This is a genomic window from Pseudomonas sp. BF-RE-25 (genome assembly GCF_019956105.1).
Classification (GTDB): domain Bacteria; phylum Pseudomonadota; class Gammaproteobacteria; order Pseudomonadales; family Pseudomonadaceae; genus Aquipseudomonas; species Aquipseudomonas migulae.
The window spans coordinates 63,162-84,084 of record NZ_JAHBDB010000014.1 but is presented as its reverse complement, the minus strand read 5'-3'; the positions used below and the strand labels follow the sequence as shown (position 1 = coordinate 84,084).

20 protein-coding genes are annotated in these 20,923 nt (G+C 60.6%); 14 read left to right on the top strand and 6 right to left on the bottom strand.

The window, feature by feature from the left end; all coding sequences use genetic code 11:
- Nucleotides 1–18 precede the first annotated feature (18 nt).
- The 8 genes from cobU (at nucleotide 19) to KGB24_RS08470 (ending at nucleotide 5,449) form a co-directional block, all read left to right on the top strand.
- Entirely contained in the window at nucleotides 19–540 is a 522-nt protein-coding gene (cobU, locus tag KGB24_RS08500) for a bifunctional adenosylcobinamide kinase/adenosylcobinamide-phosphate guanylyltransferase (protein WP_223414542.1), read from the top strand.
- Nucleotides 537–1,592: a nicotinate-nucleotide--dimethylbenzimidazole phosphoribosyltransferase gene (gene cobT, locus KGB24_RS08495; RefSeq protein ID WP_223414541.1), complete on the top strand. Its 1,056-nt coding sequence runs from the start codon at nucleotides 537–539 to the stop codon at nucleotides 1,590–1,592. Before cobU ends, cobT begins: the two co-directional genes overlap by 4 nt.
- Complete coding sequence (gene cobC / locus KGB24_RS08490) at nucleotides 1,589–2,164, top strand: alpha-ribazole phosphatase family protein (RefSeq protein WP_008033569.1); 576 nt, start codon at nucleotides 1,589–1,591, stop codon at nucleotides 2,162–2,164. The genes cobT and cobC overlap by 4 nt, the downstream gene beginning before the upstream one ends.
- A 2-nt stretch (nucleotides 2,165–2,166) precedes the next feature.
- Nucleotides 2,167–2,901 carry an adenosylcobinamide-GDP ribazoletransferase gene (locus tag KGB24_RS08485; RefSeq protein WP_223414540.1) on the top strand — a complete coding sequence of 245 codons (735 nt, stop codon included), beginning with the start codon at nucleotides 2,167–2,169 and terminating at the stop codon, nucleotides 2,899–2,901.
- Between the two features lie 153 nt (nucleotides 2,902–3,054).
- Nucleotides 3,055–3,459 carry a MarR family winged helix-turn-helix transcriptional regulator gene (locus tag KGB24_RS08480; RefSeq protein WP_008033571.1) on the top strand — a complete coding sequence of 135 codons (405 nt, stop codon included), beginning with the start codon at nucleotides 3,055–3,057 and terminating at the stop codon, nucleotides 3,457–3,459.
- A gap of 52 nt (nucleotides 3,460–3,511) precedes the next feature.
- On the top strand, nucleotides 3,512–4,720 hold the full coding sequence (locus KGB24_RS08475) for an MFS transporter (RefSeq protein ID WP_008033572.1): 1,209 nt from the start codon (nucleotides 3,512–3,514) through the stop codon (nucleotides 4,718–4,720).
- Complete coding sequence (locus tag KGB24_RS29220) at nucleotides 4,717–4,839, top strand: hypothetical protein (protein WP_008033574.1); 123 nt, start codon at nucleotides 4,717–4,719, stop codon at nucleotides 4,837–4,839. Before KGB24_RS08475 ends, KGB24_RS29220 begins: the two co-directional genes overlap by 4 nt.
- A 61-nt stretch (nucleotides 4,840–4,900) precedes the next feature.
- Nucleotides 4,901–5,449 (top strand): glutathione peroxidase, encoded by a 549-nt coding sequence (locus KGB24_RS08470; protein ID WP_411736630.1) that lies wholly within the window; start codon nucleotides 4,901–4,903, stop codon nucleotides 5,447–5,449.
- A gap of 90 nt (nucleotides 5,450–5,539) precedes the next feature.
- On the opposite strand, the gene KGB24_RS08465 is transcribed toward KGB24_RS08470, so the two are convergent.
- The 3 genes from KGB24_RS08465 to KGB24_RS08455 all read right to left on the bottom strand — a co-directional run bounded on the left by KGB24_RS08465 (nucleotide 5,540) and on the right by KGB24_RS08455 (nucleotide 8,946).
- Nucleotides 5,540–6,820, bottom strand: coding sequence for an OmpP1/FadL family transporter (locus tag KGB24_RS08465; protein WP_008033579.1), 1,281 nt, complete (start codon nucleotides 6,818–6,820; stop codon nucleotides 5,540–5,542).
- 146 nt (nucleotides 6,821–6,966) lie between these two features.
- Entirely contained in the window at nucleotides 6,967–7,449 is a 483-nt protein-coding gene (locus tag KGB24_RS08460) for a hypothetical protein (RefSeq protein ID WP_008033583.1), read from the bottom strand.
- A gap of 1,272 nt (nucleotides 7,450–8,721) precedes the next feature.
- Complete coding sequence (locus tag KGB24_RS08455) at nucleotides 8,722–8,946, bottom strand: hypothetical protein (RefSeq protein ID WP_008031832.1); 225 nt, start codon at nucleotides 8,944–8,946, stop codon at nucleotides 8,722–8,724.
- 997 nt (nucleotides 8,947–9,943) lie between these two features.
- Here KGB24_RS08455 and KGB24_RS08450 point away from each other — a divergent pair.
- Nucleotides 9,944–10,267, top strand: coding sequence for a sel1 repeat family protein (locus tag KGB24_RS08450; protein ID WP_192416977.1), 324 nt, complete (start codon nucleotides 9,944–9,946; stop codon nucleotides 10,265–10,267).
- Between the two features lie 175 nt (nucleotides 10,268–10,442).
- Nucleotides 10,443–11,807 (top strand): DNA recombination protein RmuC, encoded by a 1,365-nt coding sequence (gene rmuC, locus KGB24_RS08445; protein ID WP_177318191.1) that lies wholly within the window; start codon nucleotides 10,443–10,445, stop codon nucleotides 11,805–11,807.
- Nucleotides 11,808–11,936: 129 nt separating this feature from the next.
- On the opposite strand, the gene KGB24_RS08440 is transcribed toward rmuC, so the two are convergent.
- Both KGB24_RS08440 and KGB24_RS08435 read right to left on the bottom strand, forming a co-directional pair.
- Complete coding sequence (locus tag KGB24_RS08440; RefSeq protein WP_223414539.1) at nucleotides 11,937–15,407, bottom strand: hybrid sensor histidine kinase/response regulator; 3,471 nt, start codon at nucleotides 15,405–15,407, stop codon at nucleotides 11,937–11,939.
- A gap of 151 nt (nucleotides 15,408–15,558) precedes the next feature.
- On the bottom strand, nucleotides 15,559–16,098 hold the full coding sequence (locus KGB24_RS08435) for a TetR/AcrR family transcriptional regulator (protein ID WP_008031824.1): 540 nt from the start codon (nucleotides 16,096–16,098) through the stop codon (nucleotides 15,559–15,561).
- A 91-nt stretch (nucleotides 16,099–16,189) separates the two neighbouring features.
- Between KGB24_RS08435 and KGB24_RS08430 the strand changes: the two genes are divergently transcribed.
- Nucleotides 16,190–17,386, top strand: coding sequence for an MFS transporter (locus tag KGB24_RS08430; RefSeq protein WP_223414537.1), 1,197 nt, complete (start codon nucleotides 16,190–16,192; stop codon nucleotides 17,384–17,386).
- A gap of 45 nt (nucleotides 17,387–17,431) precedes the next feature.
- Here the strand turns inward: KGB24_RS08430 and KGB24_RS08425 are convergent, their stop codons facing one another.
- On the bottom strand, nucleotides 17,432–18,181 hold the full coding sequence (locus tag KGB24_RS08425) for an SDR family NAD(P)-dependent oxidoreductase (protein WP_223414535.1): 750 nt from the start codon (nucleotides 18,179–18,181) through the stop codon (nucleotides 17,432–17,434).
- 160 nt (nucleotides 18,182–18,341) lie between these two features.
- On the opposite strand from KGB24_RS08425, the gene KGB24_RS08420 reads away from it, so the two are divergent.
- From KGB24_RS08420 to KGB24_RS08410, 3 genes are all read left to right on the top strand, one after another.
- A complete protein-coding gene (locus tag KGB24_RS08420; RefSeq protein WP_008043713.1) occupies nucleotides 18,342–19,241 on the top strand; it encodes a LysR family transcriptional regulator in 900 nt (299 codons plus the stop codon).
- 33 nt (nucleotides 19,242–19,274) lie between these two features.
- Nucleotides 19,275–19,586 (top strand): cupin, encoded by a 312-nt coding sequence (locus tag KGB24_RS08415; protein ID WP_192416973.1) that lies wholly within the window; start codon nucleotides 19,275–19,277, stop codon nucleotides 19,584–19,586.
- Between the two features lie 105 nt (nucleotides 19,587–19,691).
- Complete coding sequence (locus KGB24_RS08410; RefSeq protein ID WP_223414534.1) at nucleotides 19,692–20,840, top strand: TDT family transporter; 1,149 nt, start codon at nucleotides 19,692–19,694, stop codon at nucleotides 20,838–20,840.
- The last annotated feature ends 83 nt before the right edge of the window (nucleotides 20,841–20,923 follow it).

The following is a 20,923-nucleotide window of genomic DNA, read 5'->3' as shown; positions in this document are numbered from 1 at the left end:
CATTGTAAGGAATGAACCATGCTGCAACTGATCCTCGGCGGCGCCCGTTCCGGCAAAAGTCGCCTGGCCGAAAAACTGGCAGCAGACAGCCAGCTCCCGGTGACCTACATCGCCACCAGCCAACCGCTGGACGGTGAAATGAGCGAGCGGGTCGCCCACCACCGCGCCCGTCGTCCAGCCGAATGGGCGCTGATCGAAGAGCCCGTTGAGCTGGCCCGCGTCCTGCGTGAAACCGCTCGTGCCGAGCGTTGCCTGCTGGTGGATTGCCTGACCCTGTGGATGACCAATCTGCTGATGCTCGACGACGCCGAGCGTCTGACGGCCGAACGTGAAGCGCTGCTGGACTGCCTGGCGCAATTGCCGGGTGAAATCATTTTTGTCAGCAACGAGACCGGAATGGGTGTCGTGCCGCTGGGCGAATTGACTCGCCGCTACGTCGATGAAGCCGGTTGGCTGCATCAAGCTTTGGCCGAGCGCTGTCAGCGAGTTGTCCTGACCGTCGCCGGCCTGCCCCTGACTCTGAAAGGAACTGCGTTATGACTCAATCCTGGTGGCTGAACCCGTGCAAGCCGATCGATGCCCAAGCCGTCGAGCAGGCTGAAGCCCGGCAACAGCAACTGACCAAACCGGCCGGCTCCCTCGGACGACTGGAGTCGGTGGCGGTGCAGTTGGCGGGATTGCAGGGGCAGGTCAAGCCGAGCCTGGATCAGCTGTGGATCGCGATTTTTGCCGGCGATCACGGCGTGGTCGCCGAAGGTGTGTCGGCGTTTCCCCAGGAAGTCACCGGGCAGATGCTGCACAACTTCGTCAACGGTGGCGCGGCGATCAGTGTGTTGGCGCGTCAACTCGGCGCGTCGCTCGAAGTGGTCGACCTCGGCACGGTCACGCCATCGTTGAATCTGCCGGGTGTGCGCCATTTGAACATCGGTGCCGGCACCGCGAATTTTGTCGACGGCCCGGCCATGACTCAAGCCCAGGGTGAACTCGCCTTGCAGGCCGGTCGCGACAGCGTGCGGCGCGCCATTGCGGCGGGCGCGCAGTTGTTCATCGGCGGCGAGATGGGCATCGGCAACACCACGGCGGCCAGTGCGTTGGCCTGTGCCTTGCTGGATTGTCCGGTGGTGCACTTGACCGGGCCGGGCACCGGCCTCAATGCGGCGGGTGTCAGTCATAAGGCTCAGGTCATCGAACGTGCTTTGGCCTTGCACAGCGCTCAGCGTGGCGATGCACTGCAAACCCTGTTCAACCTCGGCGGTTTTGAAATCGCCGCACTGGTCGGCGCGTATCTGGCGTGTGCCCAGGAAGGTGTCGCGGTGCTGGTGGACGGGTTCATTTGCAGCGTCGCCGCATTGGCGGCGGTGCGCTTGAATCCGCATTGCCGCGAGTGGCTGTTGTTCGGGCATCGCGGTGCCGAGCCGGGTCATCGCCATGTGCTGGAAACCCTGAACGCCGAACCCTTGCTGGACCTCGGTCTGCGTTTGGGCGAGGGCAGCGGCGCGGCGTTGGCGGTTCCGTTGCTGCGCCTGGCGTGTGACCTTCACGGGAAAATGGCGACCTTCGCCGAAGCCGCCGTGGCGGACCGTCCGGCATGACCTTGCGCCTGGACCTGTTGCGTCACGGCGAAACCGAACTGGGCGGCGGTTTGCGCGGCAGCCTCGACGATGCACTGACCGCCACAGGCTGGGCGCAGATGCGCGCAGCGGTGGTCGCGCAGGGGCCATGGGATCGTCTGGTCAGTTCGCCATTGCAACGCTGTGCGCGGTTCGCCGAAGAACTTGGTGCGCAACTGGGGTTGCCAGTGCAGCTGGATAAAGATCTGCAAGAACTGCATTTCGGTGCCTGGGAAGGGCAGAGCGCAGCGGCGCTGATGGAAACGGATGCCGAGGCGTTGGGTTTGTTCTGGGCTGATCCCTATTCGTTTACGCCGCCGCAGGGTGAGCGCGTCGCGGACTTTTCGACGCGAGTACTGGCCGCGGTCGGGCGTTTGCAAGCTGCCTGCGCGGGCGAGCGTGTGTTGCTGATCAGTCATGGCGGGGTCATGCGTTTGTTGCTGGCGCAGGCGCGGGGGTTGCCGCGCGAGCAGTTGCTCAACGTTGAAGTGGGCCATGGTTCGCTGTTTTCGTTGAGCGTTGAACCCGGCGTCATTCTCAAGGAAGCGATCTGACCATGTTGCCGTTCTGGATCGCCCTGCAATTTCTGAGCAGCCTGCCGATTCGTCTGCCGGGCATGCCGGCGCCGCAGGAGCTGGGGCGCTCGCTGCTGTTTTATCCGCTGGTGGGGCTGCTGTTCGGCGGGATCTTGTGGGCGTTGAACTGGGTGTTGTCGGGCACGCCGTTGTTGCTGCACGCGGCGTTGCTGTTGACGGCTTGGGTGTTGCTCAGCGGTGCGTTGCACCTCGACGGCCTGGCTGATAGCGCTGATGCGTGGCTCGGTGGTTTTGGCGATCGCGAGCGAACGCTGACGATCATGAAGGACCCGCGCAGCGGTCCGATAGCGGTGGTCACGCTGGTATTGGTGTTGCTGCTGAAGTTCGCGGCGTTGCTGGCATTGATTGAGCAGCAGCACAGCGTTTTCCTGATCATCGTCCCGTTGATTGGCCGTGCTGCGTTGCTGGGGTTGTTTCTGACCACGCCGTATGTGCGGGCCGGTGGCTTGGGGCAGGCGCTGGCCGATCATCTGCCGCGCCTGGCCGGCAAGCAGGTGCTGGCGCTCAGTGCATTGGCTTGTGTGCTGATTGCAGGGCTCGGCGGTGTCGTGGCGTTGGTGTTGGCGGCGCTGGTGTTTGTCTGGTTGCGGCAGGTCATGTTGCGGCGATTGGGCGGGACCACGGGCGATACGGCGGGGGCATTGCTGGAATTGCTGGAGATGGTTTTACTGATTGGCCTTGCACTGTTCCTGTAGGAGCGAGCGGTGCGGCGATCCGGCTTGCCCGCGAAGAGTGCCCCGCGGTCTAACAGAAAAACCGAGTTATCGTTCTTCGCGGGCAAGCCTCGCTCCTACAGGGTTTTGTATCAAAAATTTGCATTCATTCAACCGCGGGTATATACACGCACCATGCTCGACTCCCAATGTTTATGCATCAACCTGCGTCGCGCCGCCCGTGGCGTCAGCAGGCACTACGACGGCGCTCTCGACGGCTTCGGAATCAACGTTGCCCAGTATTCTTTGTTGTGCAATCTGCAGCGTCTGAATGAACCGAGTATTTCCACCCTGGCGGAAGCCATGGGCCTGGACCGCAGCACCCTCGGGCGCAATCTGCGGGTATTGGAAGGCGACGGCCTGGTCATGCTGGTCGAGGGCGAAGACATGCGTAATCGCATCGTCAGGTTGACCGAGGCCGGTGCTGAGCGCCTGAAAGCGGCCTTGCCGGCCTGGGAGGCGGCGCAGCAGCGACTGGTTGATCGTCTGGGCGCCGAAAAACGCGAAATTTTGCTGAAGCTGCTGGACGAACTGGCCTGACGCCAGTTTTTCCGATCTTAAGCGGGTATATACCCGCTACCGGAGAATAAGAATGACATCGATGTGGCGTACTTGCGGTTGGGTTTTAGTGGGGAGTGCGCTGATCCTTGCGTTGTCTCTGGGCGTGCGACACGGCTTCGGGCTGTTTCTGGCGCCGATGAGTGCCGAGTTCGGTTGGGGGCGTGAGACGTTTGCCTTTGCCATCGCCTTGCAGAACCTGATCTGGGGCTTGGCGCAACCCTTTACCGGCGCGCTGGCCGACCGATTCGGCGCGGCGAAAGTGGTGCTGATCGGCGGCGTGCTCTACGCGATGGGCCTGCTGTTCATGGGCTTGTCCGATTCGGCGGTAACCCTGTCGCTGAGCGCGGGACTATTGATCGGTATCGGGCTGTCGGGCACCTCATTTTCGGTGATCCTGGGCGTGGTTGGCCGCGTGGTACCCCCGGAGAAACGTAGCATGGGCATGGGTATCGCCAGCGCTGCCGGCTCTTTTGGCCAGTTCGCGATGGTACCTGGCACACTGGGTTTGATCGGTTGGCTCGGCTGGTCGGCGGCATTGCTGGCGCTGGGCCTGTTGGTCGCGCTGATCGTGCCGCTGGTGAGCATGCTCAAGGACAAGCCGTTGCCGGTTCTCGGTCACGAGCAGACCCTCTCCGAAGCCTTGCGCGAAGCCTGTTCCCATTCGGGATTCTGGCTGCTGTCGTTCGGCTTTTTTGTCTGCGGTTTCCAGGTGGTGTTCATCGGTGTGCACTTGCCGGCGTATCTGGTGGATCAGCATTTGCCCGCCACGGTCGGCACGACGGTGCTGGCGCTGATCGGGTTGTTCAACATCTTCGGTACTTACACCGCGGGCTGGCTCGGCGGGCGGATGTCCAAGCCGCGTTTGCTCACCGGCCTGTATGTACTGCGGGCCGTGGTGATTGTCCTGTTTCTGTGGGCGCCGGTGACGACAACCACGGCGTATCTGTTTGGCATGGCCATGGGCTTCCTGTGGCTGTCGACGGTGCCGTTGACCAACGGCACTGTGGCGACCTTGTTCGGCGTAAGAAATCTGTCCATGCTCGGTGGGATCGTTTTCCTGTTCCATCAGCTCGGATCGTTCCTGGGTGGCTGGTTGGGCGGGGTGGTGTATGACCGAACCGGGAGTTATGACTTGATCTGGCAAGTAGCGATTCTTTTGAGCCTGTTGGCGGCTGCCTTGAATTGGCCAGTGCGTGAGCGGCCGGTGGCGCGCCTGCAAACCCGGATGAGCGCGACATGAACAGCCTCTGGCCACGAATCGCCGTGGCAGCGGGCGGCCTGTTGCTGCTGGCCCTGGCGTGGTGGGGCTGGCATCAGGGCGGGCTGGCGTTGATGCAATTGGGCATGGGCGCTTGCTAGCAGGATGTGAGGGCGAGTAAGTTCATTGCAGACGACTTTTCAAGGATGCATGGACATGCTGATGCGCTGGCTTGCCGTTCCCGCGTTACTCATGGCGTTTACCGGATTGGCTCAAGCGGCCGACGAGTGCCCTGAGCTTTTGCAAGGCTCGTTGCCCAAACTGCGGGCCAAGGAAACGATCGACCTGTGCCAGCGCTTCGCCGGCAAACCGCTGGTGGTGGTCAATACCGCGAGCTTTTGCGGTTTCGCCCCGCAGTTCAAAAGCCTGGAGGCGCTGAATCAGCGTTACAAGGGGCAGGGGCTGGAGGTGATCGGTGTGCCTTCCAATGACTTCAAGCAGGAATCCAAGGATGGCGCGGAAACCGCCAAGGTTTGCTACGTGAATTACGGCGTGACCTTCACCATGACCGAGACGCAGAAGGTTCGCGGTGATGATGCGATTCATCTGTTCCAGGTGCTTGCCGCCCAAAGCGATGCGCCGAAGTGGAATTTCTACAAGTATGTGGTCGATCGCAAAGGCAAGGTGATCGCCAACTTCTCCAGCCTCACCACACCTGACGATCCCGAATTCATCGCCGCCGTGGAAAAAGCCCTGGCTTCACAACCCTGATCGACGCCCACTAAAAAGCCCCGCCTCTGTAAAGAGTGCGGGGCTTTTTTGATTCAGGCGGCGAGGGGTTCAGGCTCGCCGTGAATCACATCAGAAGCGGTAGGTCGCACCAATGCCGAAACCGTTCGCCCAGTTTTCATACTTGGCGTTGTAGGTCTGGTTGCGAGGAGCACCGTTGCTGTTGTTGACCTTGACCGACTCTTCGCGCAGGTACGAATACGCTACGTCGATGGTCAGGTCGTCGGTCGGGCTCCAGCCAGCGCCCAGGCTGAAGATCTTGCGATCGCCAGTCGGAATACGCGGGGAGCGGTTTTCGTTGTTGGTCGGTGCCTGATCGACGGACAGGCCGGTACGCAGCACCCATTGCTTGTTCAACTGATAGGAAGCACCGATGGCGTGAGCCCAGGTGTCGTGCCAGTTCTGCTCTTCAGTGATCGTGCCAAGGCCGCGCGCAGCCAGAGCGGCAGGAACGCCTTCGTTCTCGACGGTGATTTCTTTCAGGCGGCTCCAGCGAGTCCAGGTGCTGCCTGCGTAGAGGGTCCACTGGTCGTCCAGCTGATGAGTGACCGAGAAGTCCACGGACTCAGGCGTGGTGATGTCCAGCGAAGCGTCGAATTTCTGGATCGGGTTCTGGCCCAGCGCCGCGAGCACGCCGTAGTTGACCTTGGTGTCACCCTCGAGTTTGTACTTCACTTTCGAGTGGTAGGTCAGGCCGACGCGGGTGCTGTCGGTGGCTTGAACCAGGACACCGAAGTTGTAACCCAGTGCAGTGTCATCACCCTTGATCCTGACTTCACCATCAGCGGCGCGCGGGTCCAGCGACAGGTTCGATTCCAGCTTGCCGTCGATGCGGTTGATGGTCGGACCGAAACCGATCGACACCTTGTCGTTGAAGGCGTAGCTGACGGTTGGCTGCAGGGTGACGATTGTGACTTCGCTCTTGCTGCCGAAGTACTTGCCGGCGAAGCCGTTCTCGTAGTCGGTCACCAGGCCGAATGGAGCGTAGACGCCGAAACCGACTGCCCACTGGTCATCGATTGGCTTTACGTAGTAGCCCATGGGAACGCCCATGAAAGGGACCATGTCACCTTTATTGGTACCACCATTCGGGCGGGAGCTGGCATCGCTGATGTCAGCGTGCGCGTCGATAAATGCAACACCACCGGTCACTTGTTCGCGCTTGAGGCGAGCCATACCGGCAGGGTTACCAAATACTGTACTTGCGTCGTCGGCAGATGAGGATCGCCCGGCAAAACCTGTGCCCATCCCACTGATGCTTTGTTCGTTGAGGGCAAAACCACTTGCGAAGATTTGGGTGGATGCCAAGGCAACGGCGAGGCTAAGGGTGGTTTTGAGCATTACTTTTTTCATTATTAGAACTCCTGGTGATCACCGGGGCGAAAATTACCAACATTTTCGTCCCAGCGCTATAGGCTGTATTGCTTGATTTAGAGCGGTTTTGTAGGACAATCCGACCAAAATCGCGACCTGTTGGGCGATCTTGTTGAGCGAGGGGTTCAGCAGGCGACTTGATTCAACGGTGATACACAGGTTTGCCAGGCGTAGGTGAAATCTCTCAGGCGTCCTTGGGGCTGGAAGGTCTGGCGCCAGATTCGGGCCATTCCCAGCAAGTCGTCTGCTTCGGGGAGGGGGGTGTTCTGTTCTTCGACCAGCAGCCAGGCGATGGCTGTGGCGTAACGCAGGTTTACGGTCAATTCGAGGTGTGGGCCGCTGAGGAACGCGTGCTGGCTGGCCAGTCCGCGCACCAGGCTCGCGCGCTCCGGATCAAGTGCCAGGTAATGGTCCCAGAGTGCCTGGTGGCGGGGTTCGGCGATTCGGTACAAGCCGTGTCCACGGCGGTCATGCAGGGCGGAACCAAGGGCTGACTGACTGGCGGCGATGCCCAGCAGCAGGGATTCGGCGGTCGCGCTATGGCGTCCCAGGTAGATCAGTGTCGGACGGATCACATAACGGCACAGTTCGCTGGCAGCGATACCCATAAAACCCTCGAACAAGAAGTGGTCGGCGAGTCCTGAACTTAGCGTTGGCAGCGGGTGGATCGACTCAGGCTCGCCGTAAGCGGTTCAAGCCGCTTGAGTTGAAGTGTAGTGTCATATTCGCGCTGTAAAGGTCTGTTTTTAAAATATTTCCGGCAGACAGTTATAACCGTTATATCGGTTAGTGCTTACGCGGCGGCTGTGAAAAGAGAAATATCGGGCAATAAAAAGACCCGTTTTTTAGGGAGGGCGTTTGGGTACATATCCGTTTCTTCGGTAACGGCGGCTATTGGTTTCGCTTTTACAGCGAGTCACTTGGAAGAGCCCCAAGTAACCAAGGGCTCTTGCCCCTTTCGTTCGGTGCCTCGCTAATGCTCGCCATGCCCTCGCTCCGGTCCTGCTCCGTGGGCCCGCCGCGATCGGCCATCCCTGGCCGTGCGCGGCTAACCCGGCATCCATGCCGGGTTGCCCACTGCGCAGAACCTCCACTCAGCCTCTCGAGGGGGCGACTACCGCCACAGCCGCCGAGGCGGCCTGAAAGCCGACCTGGCTCTTTAGATGTCCGCGTTGTCCTTCTTTGATGCGTTCACTCATTCCGGATTTGTACACCGCTCCCCTGTAGGAGCCGGCTTGCTGGCGATGGCGTCATTTCAGGCGATAAATGCGTTGACTGACCCACCGCTATCGCCAGCAAGCCGGCTCCTACAGTTGATCGTATTTATCCAAACACATCTGCATTTCCCTTGTAGGAGCCAGCTTGCTGGCGATGGACGTCAACGATAGCGCGGGCTGTCTGAATGAACGCGTTGTCCAAACGCTTTTCGCCGGCAAGCCGGCTCCTACAGGGAATCGTGTGCGCTTTTGATTTCCACCACTCATCAGGCCGAGCGTTAGCTCGCCTTCCGCTTTTGATCTAAGCGCCCCCTCGAGAGGCCGAGTGGAGGTTCTGCGCAGTGGGCAACCCGGCATGGATGCCGGGTTAGCCGCCCCCCGGCCAGGGATGGCCGATGGCGGCGGGCCCGCGGAGCAGGACCGGAGCGAGGGCATGCCGAGCCTAGGCGAGGCACCGAACGAAAGGGGCAAGAGCGCTTTGGTTACTTTCGCGCTTTTCGAAAGTGACTCGCTGTAAGAGCGAAACCAATGTCAGCCGTGACCGAAGAAACGGATATGTACTCACCACCAAAACCAAACCAAAGCCCGCACACGAAACAACAGGCAATAAAAAGCCCCGCTTTTCAAGGCGAGGCTTTTGAGGTTTTCAGCGTTTCTGGCGTCTCAGGCAACCAGTGCCTGACGGGTACGCTCGATCACGGCCTGCAGCGGCTCGGCGCTGGAGTATTGATCGGGGTACAGGCGTTCGCTGTGACGAGCGATGCCGTGTTCGTTGACCAGAGTGAAACTGAAGCAGCCTTTGCGAGCGGCCATGATCAGGCAGTTCATTGGTGCAAAAGCGTTGGTTAGGGTGCGAATGGCATCCTGGGTGTGGATTTGAGTAGTCATTAATGGGTGTTCCTACAAGCGACACGGATAAGAACCGTGCAAAATTAAAACGTTCCAGTGACGACGACCACCATTGGTCGAACGAAGAACCCGACTGGAACAAAGCAGCCAGTTTGAAGCGCTGATTAAGTTGGCGCGCTTGGGCTGGCAGGTAGGTACTTAGGAGGGCAGGCAACACATCAAGGGCAAAGGTTCTGGGCCCGGGGTGAAGATCCTGATCAATTTGCAGGCTGGTTCGGTCAGAGTAAGTGAGCTTCGCAACACCCTTTGCTTTCGATTCAAAGGCTGTGTTGGCGCAAGGTTTACCTGGAAACCATCGAGGTGGTCGATCCCGCTTGTTCGGTAGAGGCTTCCTTTGGGAAGGCTGACCGGGAGGATTTGTTCGACCAGAATTGACTTTCAGCTTGGTACTAACGCCGCGGATACTAACGGATTGAATTGCAGAAAGGAAGTGTGTTAGTCAAAAACATCTCCCGGATGCCGCCATTCGTGTGCGGACTGGCGCTTACCCACAGCCAGAGAGCGCCGGTTTCGCCCTGTAATGGCACAGATTCCGACCATCGGTCGTCGACGTTCGTCGGTTCGAAACCGGTCTGGATCATGGGTTCGCCAGGGTTTATCCCCAAGCCAGGTGAGAAAATGCGCCGAAAAAGCGCATGGATATAACTGCCTCGAAGGTACTTGTGCACATAAGTTGCGCGGACTGTCACCCCACTGTCATCTGCCCTTCAAACGTAGTGGGTGCCTGTAACCAAAATTTAAGTCAATGAAAAACATCGGTTTTTTTTACTGGTGAAAAAATCGTCAGTTTGACTGCGAGCCCCATTCCACAGGGCTTTGCGAGAGTTCAAGGGCGGTTGTCCACTGAGTTATCCACAGCTTCTGTGGATTGTCCCGAGCGCTTGCTCTAGGACGGGCGTGCCGGGTTTTTTTAGGCTTTACCTGTAAGAAAAAAAGAGTAGAGTGGCGCGCCTTCCGATCTGCCCCACAGTGCTTTATGAAGTTTCGCTCAGTACCCGCTTCCGCAACCTCGACACCTACCAGCGTCACCCCACCCAAGCGCTTTTCGATGCGTGTGGCCGAATGGCTGCTGGACAGCCCGCGCCTGGGCGAAAACCACAACGTCAAACATTTCGCCGGGCGTTTGCTCAAGCAGCCGGCGCGTGAAGGCGTGGTGGCCGCGCAGAGCCGTCTCGGTCAGTTGATGTGCCGCGAATGCGGGAATGCCCGGGACCGCCGTATCGGCCAGGACCTCTTGCGTCAGGCCGCGCGGGCCGGGGATCGGCGCGCTCAACAGGAACTCGGTCTGATCGAAGACTGAGCTGTCCAAGACCTGACACCTTGGTTAACCTTCAAGCTTTATCGAACGGGCAGGAATGGCTATGGCGATGGACTTGACCAGCATATTGCTCGGTCTGGCGGGTGCTGCACTGCCGTTGCTGGCATTGGCCTGGCAACTTCAGCGCCGTGCGAGCACCACGCAGTCAGAGGTTGCACTGCTGGAAGAGCGTCTGGCCATGGCCAACCTGGCACAGGATGGGTTGAATGCCCAGCTCGAAGCTGCTCGCGACGAAATTGCTGACCTGGGGCAGGCCAACGCCGCCAAGCAGGCAGACCTCGCCGCCTTGCGCCGTGAAGTCGAACTGCTGCAGATCGAACGTGATGACGCCCGCGACGCCGCTCATGCCTGGAACATTGAGCGCGCCGGCAAAGACGTTGAGTTGCGTCGCCTGGACGCTCAAGCCGCCTCGCTGAACGCCGAGCTGCGTGAGCAACAGGAAAGCCATCAGCAGCGTCTCAGTGACCTGCAAGGCTCGCGGGATGAGCTGCGTGCCCAGTTCGCCGAGCTGGCCGGCAAGATCTTCGACGAGCGCGAGCAGCGCTTCGCCGAAACCAGTCAGCAGCGTTTGGGGCAGTTGCTCGATCCGTTGAAAGAGCGCATCCAGTCGTTTGAAAAACGCGTCGAGGAAAGCTATCAGGCCGAGGCGCGCGAACGTTTTTCGCTGGCCAAGGAGCTGGAGCGTCTGCAACAGCTGAACCTGCGCCTGAGCGACGAAGCGACCAACCTGACCCGCGCCTTGAAAGGGCAGAAGACCCAGGGTAACTGGGGTGAGCTGATTCTCGAGCGGGTGCTTGAGCACGCCGGTCTGGAGAAGGGCCGCGAGTACCAGACCCAGGTCAATCTCAAGGGCCCGGACGGCGAGCGGTTCCAGCCGGACGTGATCATTTATCTGCCGGGCGACAAGCAGGTGGTGGTCGACTCCAAGGTCAGCCTGACGGCCTATCAGCAATACGTGGCGGCCGAAGACGATGCCATCGGCCAGATCGCCATCAAGCAGCACGTGCTGTCGCTGCGCAACCACGTCAAAGGTCTGGCCGGCAAGGATTACAAACGGCTCGACGGCTTGCACAGCCTGGATTTCGTCTTGCTGTTCGTGCCCATCGAAGCGGCGTTTTCCGCGGCGTTGCAGGCGGAGCCAACGCTGTTTCAGGAAGCGTTCGACCGCAACATCGTGATCGTCAGCCCGACCACGTTGCTGGCCACCTTGCGTGTCATCGACAGCCTGTGGAAGCAGGAACGGCAGAGTCAGAACGCCCGGGAAATCGCCGAGCGGGCAGGGTGGCTGTACGACAAGTTCGTGTTGTTCATTCAGGACCTGGATGAAGTCGGCAATCGCTTGCAGCAATTGGACAAGGCCTACAGCTCCGCGCGCAACAAGCTGACGGAAGGCCGTGGCAACCTGGTCAGCCGCAGCGAGCAGCTCAAGTTACTCGGCGCGCGGGCCAGCAAGAGTCTGCCAGCGGACCTGTTGGAGCGGGCGATGACGGATGTCGATGGCCTGGTCGAGTTGCCCGAGTAATCTCAAAAGCATCGTCGGACCGCCGCCCGCAGCAAGCCAGCTCCTACAGTAAACCGCGTTCTCAACTGTAGGAGCCGGCTTGCCGGCGATGGCGTCCGCTGCAACACCACATGGCTAAAATCTGCCGATCTACAACGGCAAATGCCGACTCAACAACGCCCGCAACGCCGCCGGCTTCACCGGTTTGGCCAGATAATCCAACCCCGCCGCATGCACCTGCGCCACCGTCTCGGGATGCCCATCGGCGCTGATCACCACACCGGGCACCGGCTCGCCCAAACGGGTGCGCAGCCACGCCATCAACTCGGTCCCGGTCTCGCCATCGTCCAGGTGATAATCCACCAGCGCCAATTGCGGACGTACGCCATCGCTGAGCAACGCCGCGCATTCGTTGCGATTGCGCGCTGTCCAGACCTGACAACCCCAGCGGGTCAGCAAACTGTTCATGCCTATAAGGATGCTGTCCTCGTTGTCGATGCACAGCACCTGCGCGCCGCTCAGGAGTTTGCCGTTAAGTTCGGTGACGTTGGCCGGCGCCGCGATTTGCGCCTGAGCCAACGGCACGCTGACGCTGAACACGCTGCCGCGCCCCGGCCAGGAACGTACTTGCAAGGTGTGGCCCAGAACGCGACACAGCCCGTCAGCAATCGCCAGGCCCAGGCCCAGGCCTTTCTCGGCACGGGTCTGGTGGCTGTCGAGGCGTTTGAATTCCTCGAAAATCACTTTCAGTTTGTCTTCCGGGATCCCCGGGCCACGGTCCCATACCTCCAGGCACAGTTCACCCTTGTGCCGACGAACTCCCAACAGCACTGGCCCCTTGGCGTAGCGAAAGGCGTTGGTCAGGAAGTTCTGCAAGATCCGTCGTAACAGTTTGATGTCACTGTCGACCCGCAGCGTGCTGCCGCGAACGCGGAATTTGAGCCCCTGGTCTCGGGCCAGTGCCTTGAATTCCGCGCCAAGAATATCGAACAGCTCATTGAGCACGAACGGTTTCGGCTCCGGGTTGATCTTGCCGTTTTCCAGGCGGGAAATGTCCAGCAAATCGCTGATCAGGTCTTCGGCCGAGCGCAGTGATGAATCCAGGTGATGAACCAGTTTCTGCGCTTCGCTGGACAAGCCATCGTCCTGATGGGACAGGGCTGCAGAAAACAGTCGGGCGGCGTTCAGCGGTTGCATCAGGTCGTGGCTGACCGCCGCGAGAAAGCGGGTCTTCGACTGGTTGGCCGACTCGGCGGTGCCCTTGGCTTCGGTCAGGGCCACGTTGAGTTGCGACAGCTCGTGGGTGCGCTCGGTGACCCGTCGCTCCAGGCCTTCGTTGGCTTCGGTCAGCGCCTGCTCGGCCTCGCGGAACGCGGTGATGTCGGTGAAGCTCATGACGAAACCGCCGCCCGGCATCGGGTTGCCGATCAGCTCAATCACACGGCCATTGGGGAAAAGTCTTTCAGAAGTGTGGGCACGGCCCTGACGCATCCAGTGCAATCGGCGTGCGACGTGCACTTCCGCTTCACCCGGGCCGCACAGACCACGCTCGGCGTTGTAGCGAATGATGTCGGCAATCGGCCGACCGACGCTGATCAAGCCATCCGGGTAATTGAACAGTTCCAGATAACGCCGGTTCCACGCCACCAGCCGCAGCGACTGGTCGACCACGCTGATGCCCTGGGTGATGTTCTCGATCGCGCCTTGCAGCAAGGCACGGTTGAATTGCAGCACTTCCGAGGCTTCGTCGGCGATGCGCACGACGTCCTCAAGTTGCATTTCCCGACCTTCGATGGCGGCTTTTACCACCGCTCGCGTTGAAGACGCACCCAGTACACCGGCCAGCAAACGTTCGGTATGGGCGATCCACTCGCTGTCGGCGTTCTGGTTGGGGTTGAAGCCTTTGCCTTGGCGATAGGCGAAACGGATAAAACTCTGACGAGCGCGTTCCTCACCGACAAACCGTGCCGCGAGTTGCAGCAGATCTTCGATTTGCACCGCCAGCATTGAACGTGCGCTGGGGCGGGCACTGATTTCCTGGCCGATGAAACGCCCGGCCTGCCAGTGCTCCGAAACCCTTGTGCGTGACAGCACCGACACCCAGGCAAACAGTGTGAAGTTGGCCGCCAGCGACAACACCACGCCTTGGGTCAGCGGGGTGAGCGGCAGGTTCAGCGGATTGCTGTGCAACCACGCCAGCCCGGGGAACGTGCTCAACGACACGCCGAGGCTGTGCGCGGCAATCGGCAGAATCAGCGTGTAAAACCACAGGAACGTACCGGCGGCGAGGCCGGCGAACACGCCACGGCGGTTGGCCTGTTTCCAGTACAGCGCGCCAAGCATGGCCGGGGCCAGTTGGGTCACGGCGGCAAAGGCGATCTGGCCGATGGTCGCCAGGCTCGCGGTCGAGCCCAGCAGTCGATAGCTGACGTACGCCAGCAGCAAAATCACCACGATGCTGACGCGGCGCACCGAGAGCATCCACTGGCGGAACACTTCGAACGGCCGCTCGGCGTTGTTGCGACGCAGCAGCCACGGCAGCAGCATGTCATTGGAGACCATGGTCGACAGCGCCACGCTGGCAACAATCACCATGCCGGTCGCCGCCGAAGCACCGCCGATAAAGGCCAGCATCGCCAGTGCGGGATGGGCCTGGGCCAGTGGCAGGCTGATGACAAAGGAATCCGGCAACACTGAACTTGGCAGCAGCATCTGGCCGGCCAATGCGATCGGCACGACAAACAATGCCGCCAACGCGAGGTACGCCGGAAACACCCACTTGGCCAGGCGCAAATCCTGCGGGTCGATGTTTTCCACCACGGTCACGTGGAACTGCCGGGGCAGGCAGATGATCGCCATCATCGCCACGCCGGTCTGCACCACCATCGATGGCCAGTTGATGGTTTCCTTCCAGTAGGCTTCGAGGCGCGGCGCGAGCATGGCCTGGTCAAACAGGTCGTCGAAACCGTCGTACAGGCCGTAGGTCACGAACGCACCCACCGCGAGAAACGCGAACAGCTTGACCAGGGACTCGAACGCAATCGCCAGCACCATGCCACGGTGGTGTTCGGTGGCGTCGAGGTTGCGCGTACCGAAGACGATGGTAAACAGCGCCAGCACCAGCGACACAATCAGCGCCGTGTCCTGGGCGCGGGTGCCCATGGCGTCGGCACCGGCACCGATCAACAGGTTCACCCCGAGCACGATGCCTTTGAGTTGCAGCGCAATATAGGGCAGCACGCCGACCAGGCAGATCAGCGCCACGACAATCGCCAGTGACTGGGATTTGCCGTAGCGGGCGGCGATGAAGTCGGCAATGGAGGTGATGTTCTCCTGCTTGCTGATCATCACCATTTTTTGCAGGACCCACGGCGCGCAGACCAGCAGCAGGATCGGCCCGAGGTAGATCGGCAGGAACGACCAGAGTTGTTCTGCGGCCTGGCCGACGGCACCGAAGAACGTCCAACTGGTGCAATAGACTGCTAGCGACAGGCTGTACACCCAGGCGCGCACTCGCGGCGGCAGCGGCGCGCTGCGACGGTCACCGTAGAAGGCGATGGCGAACATGATGGCCATATAGGCCAGGGCGACGGCGGCAATCAGCCCGCTGGACAGCGACATGGAAACTCCAGACAAAAGACACACGGGACGACAGCCCGGACAGACAGTCTCGCACGACCGTCCGCGTTAGTCAGTGTCGACCAAGGTCGTGGAGTGGCGGGGTGTCGCAGGGTTGCTCTTGTAGGAGCGTGGCTTGCCCGCGAAGGCGTCATCACTGACTGAACGCAATCTCGATCAACCGATGCAACTCCTCAACCTCGAGCGGCGCCGGCGAAAACAGAATGCGAAACACCGTAGGCGCCGCCATCAGATTGATCAGCCGATCAACACCCGGTTTCGGCTGATCCGGATAACGATCCAGAATCATCTGCAACTGCCCGCCAATGATCGTCACACACAGGCCCGGCGTCGGGCTCGATTGCACATCGCGCAGCATGTTGCGGCCAGGTTCTGAGCTCATCTCGTCCAGATACTGCTCGGCCCAGGCCTGCACATCCCCGCGCAGGCTGCCGGTGTTGGCAGGCTCGCTGTCGGGTTGCATGCGCGCCAGGGCGACATCCGCCAGCAACGCCGACAGATCGCCCCAGCGCCGATAGATGGTCGACGGCGTAACCCCCGCGCGAGCCGCGATTTGCGGGACGGTCACGGTGGAGCGGTCCTGTTCTTCGAGGAGCGCACGGACTGCCGAATGAATCGACTCTTGCACCCGGGCACTGCGGCCGCCGGGGCGTAAACCTTCTTTAATAGCCATGGAGCGGACCTTAACACAAAGAATTTGCTTTAAGCGCAGACGAGTAGCACACTCCGCAAAAGCAAAAAGTTAGCTTTTGCGGAGTGTGCGCATGTCGAGTTCTGTTTCCAGCCGTTCAACCCTGTGGTTTCTGGCGATCACTTTACTGAGTTTTCTCGCCGCTTCCACGGCGCCGACGCCGTTGTATCACTTGTATCAGGAGCAGCTGCATTTCTCGGCAGCGACCTTGACCGTGATTTTCGGCATCTACGCCATCAGTCTGCTGGTGGCGCTGCTGACGGTCGGTTCGCTCTCGGACTATCTGGGACGCAAGCCGGTCATTTTCAGCGCCGTCCTGCTGAACCTGCTGGCGATGCTGCTGTTTATCAATGCCGACAGCGTGGCGTGGTTGATCGGCGCGAGGGTGCTTCAGGGGTTCGCGACCGGGATGGCCACCGCCGTATTGAGCGCCGCGCTGCTGGACACCGATCGCCAGCAGGGGCCGCTGATCAACAGTGTCGCGCCGCTGCTTGGTATGGCGGTTGGCGCCGTGGGGTGCGGCTTGCTGGCCGAGTTTGCGCCGCTGCCGCTGCAGCTCACGTATTGGGTGTTGTTCGCGTTGTTTGTGATGCAGGCGCTGTATGTCTGGCGCCTGCCGGAAAGCGTCAGTTCGCAACCGGGGGCATGGGCCTCGTTGCGTCCGACCCTGCATGTGCCGACCCAGGCTCGCTCGACCTTGTGGCGAGTGTTGCCGCTGAATATCGCGACCTGGGCGCTCGGCGGTTTTTATGCCTCGCTCGGCCCTTCGTTGCTGCGCACGGCCACCGGTTCCACCTCGAACCTGATGGGGGGAGCGGCAGTCGCCGCATTGACGCTGACCGGCGCGCTGATGATCTTCACCCTGCGCAACCGGCCTGCCGCCAAAGGGCTGTTGCTGGGCGGCACGTTACTGCCCATCGGCCTCGTGTTGCTGTTGCTGGGCGTGCACAGCGCCAGCCTGCCATTGTTTTTCCTCGGTACGCTGGTGGCCGGTTGCGGATTCGGCGCCGGTTTCCTCGGCGCGGTGCGCAGTCTGGTTCCGCTGGCGCAGCCCCATGAGCGGGCCGGGTTGATGTCGGCGTATTACGTGCTCAGTTACCTGGCGTTCTGCTTGCCGTCGTTGCTGGCGGGGAATCTGACGCGCACGTTTGGCCTGGTGGCGACCACCGATGGTTATGGTGCCGTGCTGATCGTCCTGTCTGTCGGTGCGTTGCTGGCGCTGATGCGGCCGCGGTCTGCCGAAGTGTGCAGCGCGACCGGTCATCCATAAAAAAACGCGGCGCCGTTCAAGGCGCCGCGTTTTTGTGTGCAGCGATCAAATCTGCGCAAATCCGCCATCGACGAACAACTCGATCCCATTGATGAAGCTGCTGTCATCCGAGGCGAGGAACACTGCGGCTTTGCCCACTTCCGCTGGCGTTCCAAGACGGCCAATCGGCACCTGGCTGGCGAGGTAATCCAGCAACCCCTGCTGCTGATCTGCTGGCGCAAGTTCAGTCAGGCCGGGCGTGTGAATCGGGCCGGGGCTGATGACATTGACGCGAATCCTGCGGGCTTTCAAATCCAGCAACCAGGAGCGGGCAAAGTTGCGCACCGCCGCTTTGCTGGCGCTGTAGACGCTGAAGTTTTCCGTGCCTTTGGTGGCGGTCGTAGACGCGGTGAGAATCACCGAACCGCCGTCCTTGAGCAGCGGCAATGATTTCTGCACGGTGAACAGCAGGCCTTTGACGTTGACGCCGAAAATCCGATCGAAGTGTTCCTCGGTAATCGCGCCGAGGGGCAACATGTCGCCACCGCCCGCATTGGCAAAGACGATGTCCAGAGTACCGGCCTTGGTCCTGATCACGTCGAAGATGCGGTCCAGGTCGGCAAGGTTCGCGACGTCGCCCTGAATCCCGGTGACGTTGTGACCGATGCTGCTGACCGCCGCATCCAGTTCGGCTTGGCGGCGGCCGGTAATGAACACCGTGGCGCCTTGGTCGACGAACGCTTGAGCCGATGCCAGGCCGATGCCGGTGGTGCCGCCAGTGATCAGTGCAACCTTGCCTGTGAGTGTGTTGCTCATGAGGTGAATCTCCGCTGAGTCGTTAAGTAAGTTCCTGGCACTGTCGTGCGCCGTTGAACAAACTCTATGCTGGAAGATTCATCGGAAAAATCGCCTGAATCGGGTTTGTTTGTACCTGGTTGTGGACAATACTCAAGGCTTGTCCCTTGAGATGTCTGTCATGAATCAACTGTTGGCCATGCGTGTTTTCTCCCGCGTCGTGCAGGCCGGTTCGTTTACCAGGGCCGCCGACTCACTGAACATGCCAAAAACCTCGGTCAGCAAACTGGTGGCCGAGCTTGAAGAACACCTCGGTGCGCGGCTGTTACAGCGCACCACGCGCCGGTTGACGGTGACGGCGGATGGCATGGCTTACTACGAGCGCGCCTTGCAGTTGATGGTGGAGCTGGACGATCTGGACAACAGTTTCGCCAGTGCCCAGGGCCACCCGCGCGGCAGGATTCGCGTCGATGTCGGCGGCTCGGTGGCGACGATCCTGATCATCCCCGCATTGCCGGATTTCTATGCCCGATACCCGGACATCCAGGTCGAGTTGGGTGTCAGCGATCGGCCCGTGGACCTGATCAGCGAAAACGTCGATTGCGTGATTCGCGGCGGGCCATTGACCGAACTCTCCATGGCTGCGCGCCCCCTGGGTCTGTCGTCATGGACCACCTGCGCCACCCCGGGCTATCTCGAACGTTTTGGCACCCCGACGGACCCGCGAGACCTTGAGAAAAATCATCGCATCGTCAGTTATCACTCGGCGCGTACCGGGCGGGTAATGCCGGCGCGATTCGAGCGCAACGGTGAAAAGTTCGAGATTCGGGGGCAGGGAGCATTCAGTGTCAACGAGAGCAACGCCCATCTGGCCGCGGGGCTGGCGGGACTTGGGGTGATCCACACGTTCACTTACACCGTGCAACCGCACATCGAGCGTGGCGAGCTGGTGCCGATTCTTCAGGACTGGCGCCCACCCCGGTATCCGTTTCACGTGCTGTATCCGCCGAACCGGCACCTGAGTAACCGGGTTCGGGTATTTATCGATTGGCTGGCGCAGCTGTTCGCCGGTTTGGGTTAGCCTTGGCACGTCATTTCTTTCGACGGACCGCCCATGAAGATCATTCGCAGCCAATCCTTCACCGCTGACCGTGCCTGGGGAGCGCTGGACATCGCCAACATGAACGGCATCACCACGCGTCTGCACTGGACCGATCAGCCATACAAGTGGCATGTGAATGATGGCGAGGAAGTGTTCGTTGTGCTCGATGGCCAGGTGCAAATGCGCTATCGCGAAGCAGGCCAGGAGAAGGCGGTGATGTTGGCTGTCGGCGATATCTTTTACGCCTCGGTGGGCACCGAGCACGTGGCGCATCCGCTGGGGGTGGCGAGGATATTGGTGATCGAATCGGAAGGCAGCGTTTGATGCTATATCTACAAAATAGATAACAGTTAGAGATATTACCCGTTATATAGATATTCGATTTGGACCTACTCTGAACTCCACCTCAACAGAGGACAGGAGTTCGCTATGACATGCCCCAACGCCACCCCCGTTTTCAAACCTTTCAGTCACTTGCAGCACCCGCGCGAGGTCATCCGCCAGTTCACCCCGAACTGGTTCGCCGCGACCATGGGCACGGGCGTTCTGGCGCTGGCCCTGGCCCAGTTGCCTGGCGCGACCCCAGGTCTGCACGCGATCGCCGAAGCGCTCTGGCTGTTCAATATCGGTCTGTTCATCTTGTTCACGGCGCTGTACGCGGCGCGCTGGGTGCTGTTCTTCGATGAGGCCCGGCGGATTTTCGGGCACTCCACGGTTTCGATGTTTTTCGGCACGATTCCCATGGGGTTGGCGACCATCATCAATGGCTTCCTGCTGTTTGGCCTGCCGCGCTGGGGTGAAGGTGTCGTCCATGTGGCTGCGCTGCTGTGGTGGCTGGACGTGGTGATGTCGCTGGCCTGCGGTGTACTGATTCCCTACATGATGTTCACCCGCCAGGAACACAGCATCGATCAGATGACCGCCGTTTGGCTGTTGCCAGTGGTGGCGGCTGAAGTGGCGGCCGCCAGTGGCGGGTTGCTGGCGCCGCATTTGGCCGAGGCCCATGGGCAACTGGTGGTGTTGGTGACCAGCTACGTGCTCTGGGCATTTTCCCTGCCGGTGGCGTTCAGCATTCTGACAATTCTCATGCTGCGCATGGCGCTGCACAAACTGCCTCACGAAAACATGGCGGCGTCGAGCTGGCTGGCGCTCGGCCCGATTGGCACCGGGGCGTTGGGCATGTTGCTGCTGGGCGCCGACGCGCCGGCCATCTTCGTCGCCAACGGGCTTGCCAGCCTGGGTGAAATCGCGGCGGGGCTGGGGCTGGTGGCGGGGATCACGCTGTGGGGCTTCGGTTTGTGGTGGATGCTGATTGCGCTGCTGATCACCGGGCGTTACCTGCGCGCCGGGATCCCGTTCAACCTTGGCTGGTGGGGTTTCACCTTTCCGCTGGGCGTCTATTCTCTGGCAACGTTGAAACTGGGAAGCACGTTGAACCTGGCGTTTTTCAATGCCTTTGGCTGTGTGCTGGTGGCGTTGCTGGCGATGATGTGGCTGATCGTTGCCAAACGCACGGTACAAGGCGCGTGGCGGGGTGAGTTGTTTGTCTCGCCGTGCATTGCAGGTTTAAACAAATAACCGGGTAATGTGTGGCCTGGATCGGCGTGCGGCATTCCAATCACAGTATCCACGCCACTCTCTAACAACATCAGGGCACACGG

What these genes read in the sequence shown, in the direction of transcription:
- KGB24_RS08415 (WP_192416973.1), top strand. Translation starts at nt 19,275, where the DNA reads ATGAAGATCATTCGCAGCCAATCCTTCACCGCTGACCGTGCCTGGGGA.
- KGB24_RS08485 (WP_223414540.1), top strand. Translation starts at nt 2,167, where the DNA reads ATGTTGCCGTTCTGGATCGCCCTGCAATTTCTGAGCAGCCTGCCGATT.
- cobU (WP_223414542.1), top strand. Translation starts at nt 19, where the DNA reads ATGCTGCAACTGATCCTCGGCGGCGCCCGTTCCGGCAAAAGTCGCCTG.
- KGB24_RS08420 (WP_008043713.1), top strand. Translation starts at nt 18,342, where the DNA reads ATGAATCAACTGTTGGCCATGCGTGTTTTCTCCCGCGTCGTGCAGGCC.
- KGB24_RS08480 (WP_008033571.1), top strand. Translation starts at nt 3,055, where the DNA reads ATGCTCGACTCCCAATGTTTATGCATCAACCTGCGTCGCGCCGCCCGT.
- KGB24_RS08460 (WP_008033583.1), bottom strand. Translation starts at nt 7,449, where the DNA reads ATGGGTATCGCTGCCAGCGAACTGTGCCGTTATGTGATCCGTCCGACA.
- KGB24_RS08475 (WP_008033572.1), top strand. Translation starts at nt 3,512, where the DNA reads ATGACATCGATGTGGCGTACTTGCGGTTGGGTTTTAGTGGGGAGTGCG.
- KGB24_RS08410 (WP_223414534.1), top strand. Translation starts at nt 19,692, where the DNA reads ATGACATGCCCCAACGCCACCCCCGTTTTCAAACCTTTCAGTCACTTG.
- KGB24_RS08425 (WP_223414535.1), bottom strand. Translation starts at nt 18,181, where the DNA reads ATGAGCAACACACTCACAGGCAAGGTTGCACTGATCACTGGCGGCACC.
- KGB24_RS08450 (WP_192416977.1), top strand. Translation starts at nt 9,944, where the DNA reads ATGAAGTTTCGCTCAGTACCCGCTTCCGCAACCTCGACACCTACCAGC.
- KGB24_RS08465 (WP_008033579.1), bottom strand. Translation starts at nt 6,820, where the DNA reads ATGAAAAAAGTAATGCTCAAAACCACCCTTAGCCTCGCCGTTGCCTTG.
- KGB24_RS08430 (WP_223414537.1), top strand. Translation starts at nt 16,190, where the DNA reads ATGTCGAGTTCTGTTTCCAGCCGTTCAACCCTGTGGTTTCTGGCGATC.
- KGB24_RS08455 (WP_008031832.1), bottom strand. Translation starts at nt 8,946, where the DNA reads ATGACTACTCAAATCCACACCCAGGATGCCATTCGCACCCTAACCAAC.
- KGB24_RS08470 (WP_411736630.1), top strand. Translation starts at nt 4,901, where the DNA reads ATGCGCTGGCTTGCCGTTCCCGCGTTACTCATGGCGTTTACCGGATTG.
- KGB24_RS29220 (WP_008033574.1), top strand. Translation starts at nt 4,717, where the DNA reads ATGAACAGCCTCTGGCCACGAATCGCCGTGGCAGCGGGCGGCCTGTTG.
- cobC (WP_008033569.1), top strand. Translation starts at nt 1,589, where the DNA reads ATGACCTTGCGCCTGGACCTGTTGCGTCACGGCGAAACCGAACTGGGC.
- KGB24_RS08435 (WP_008031824.1), bottom strand. Translation starts at nt 16,098, where the DNA reads ATGGCTATTAAAGAAGGTTTACGCCCCGGCGGCCGCAGTGCCCGGGTG.
- KGB24_RS08440 (WP_223414539.1), bottom strand. Translation starts at nt 15,407, where the DNA reads ATGTCGCTGTCCAGCGGGCTGATTGCCGCCGTCGCCCTGGCCTATATG.
- cobT (WP_223414541.1), top strand. Translation starts at nt 537, where the DNA reads ATGACTCAATCCTGGTGGCTGAACCCGTGCAAGCCGATCGATGCCCAA.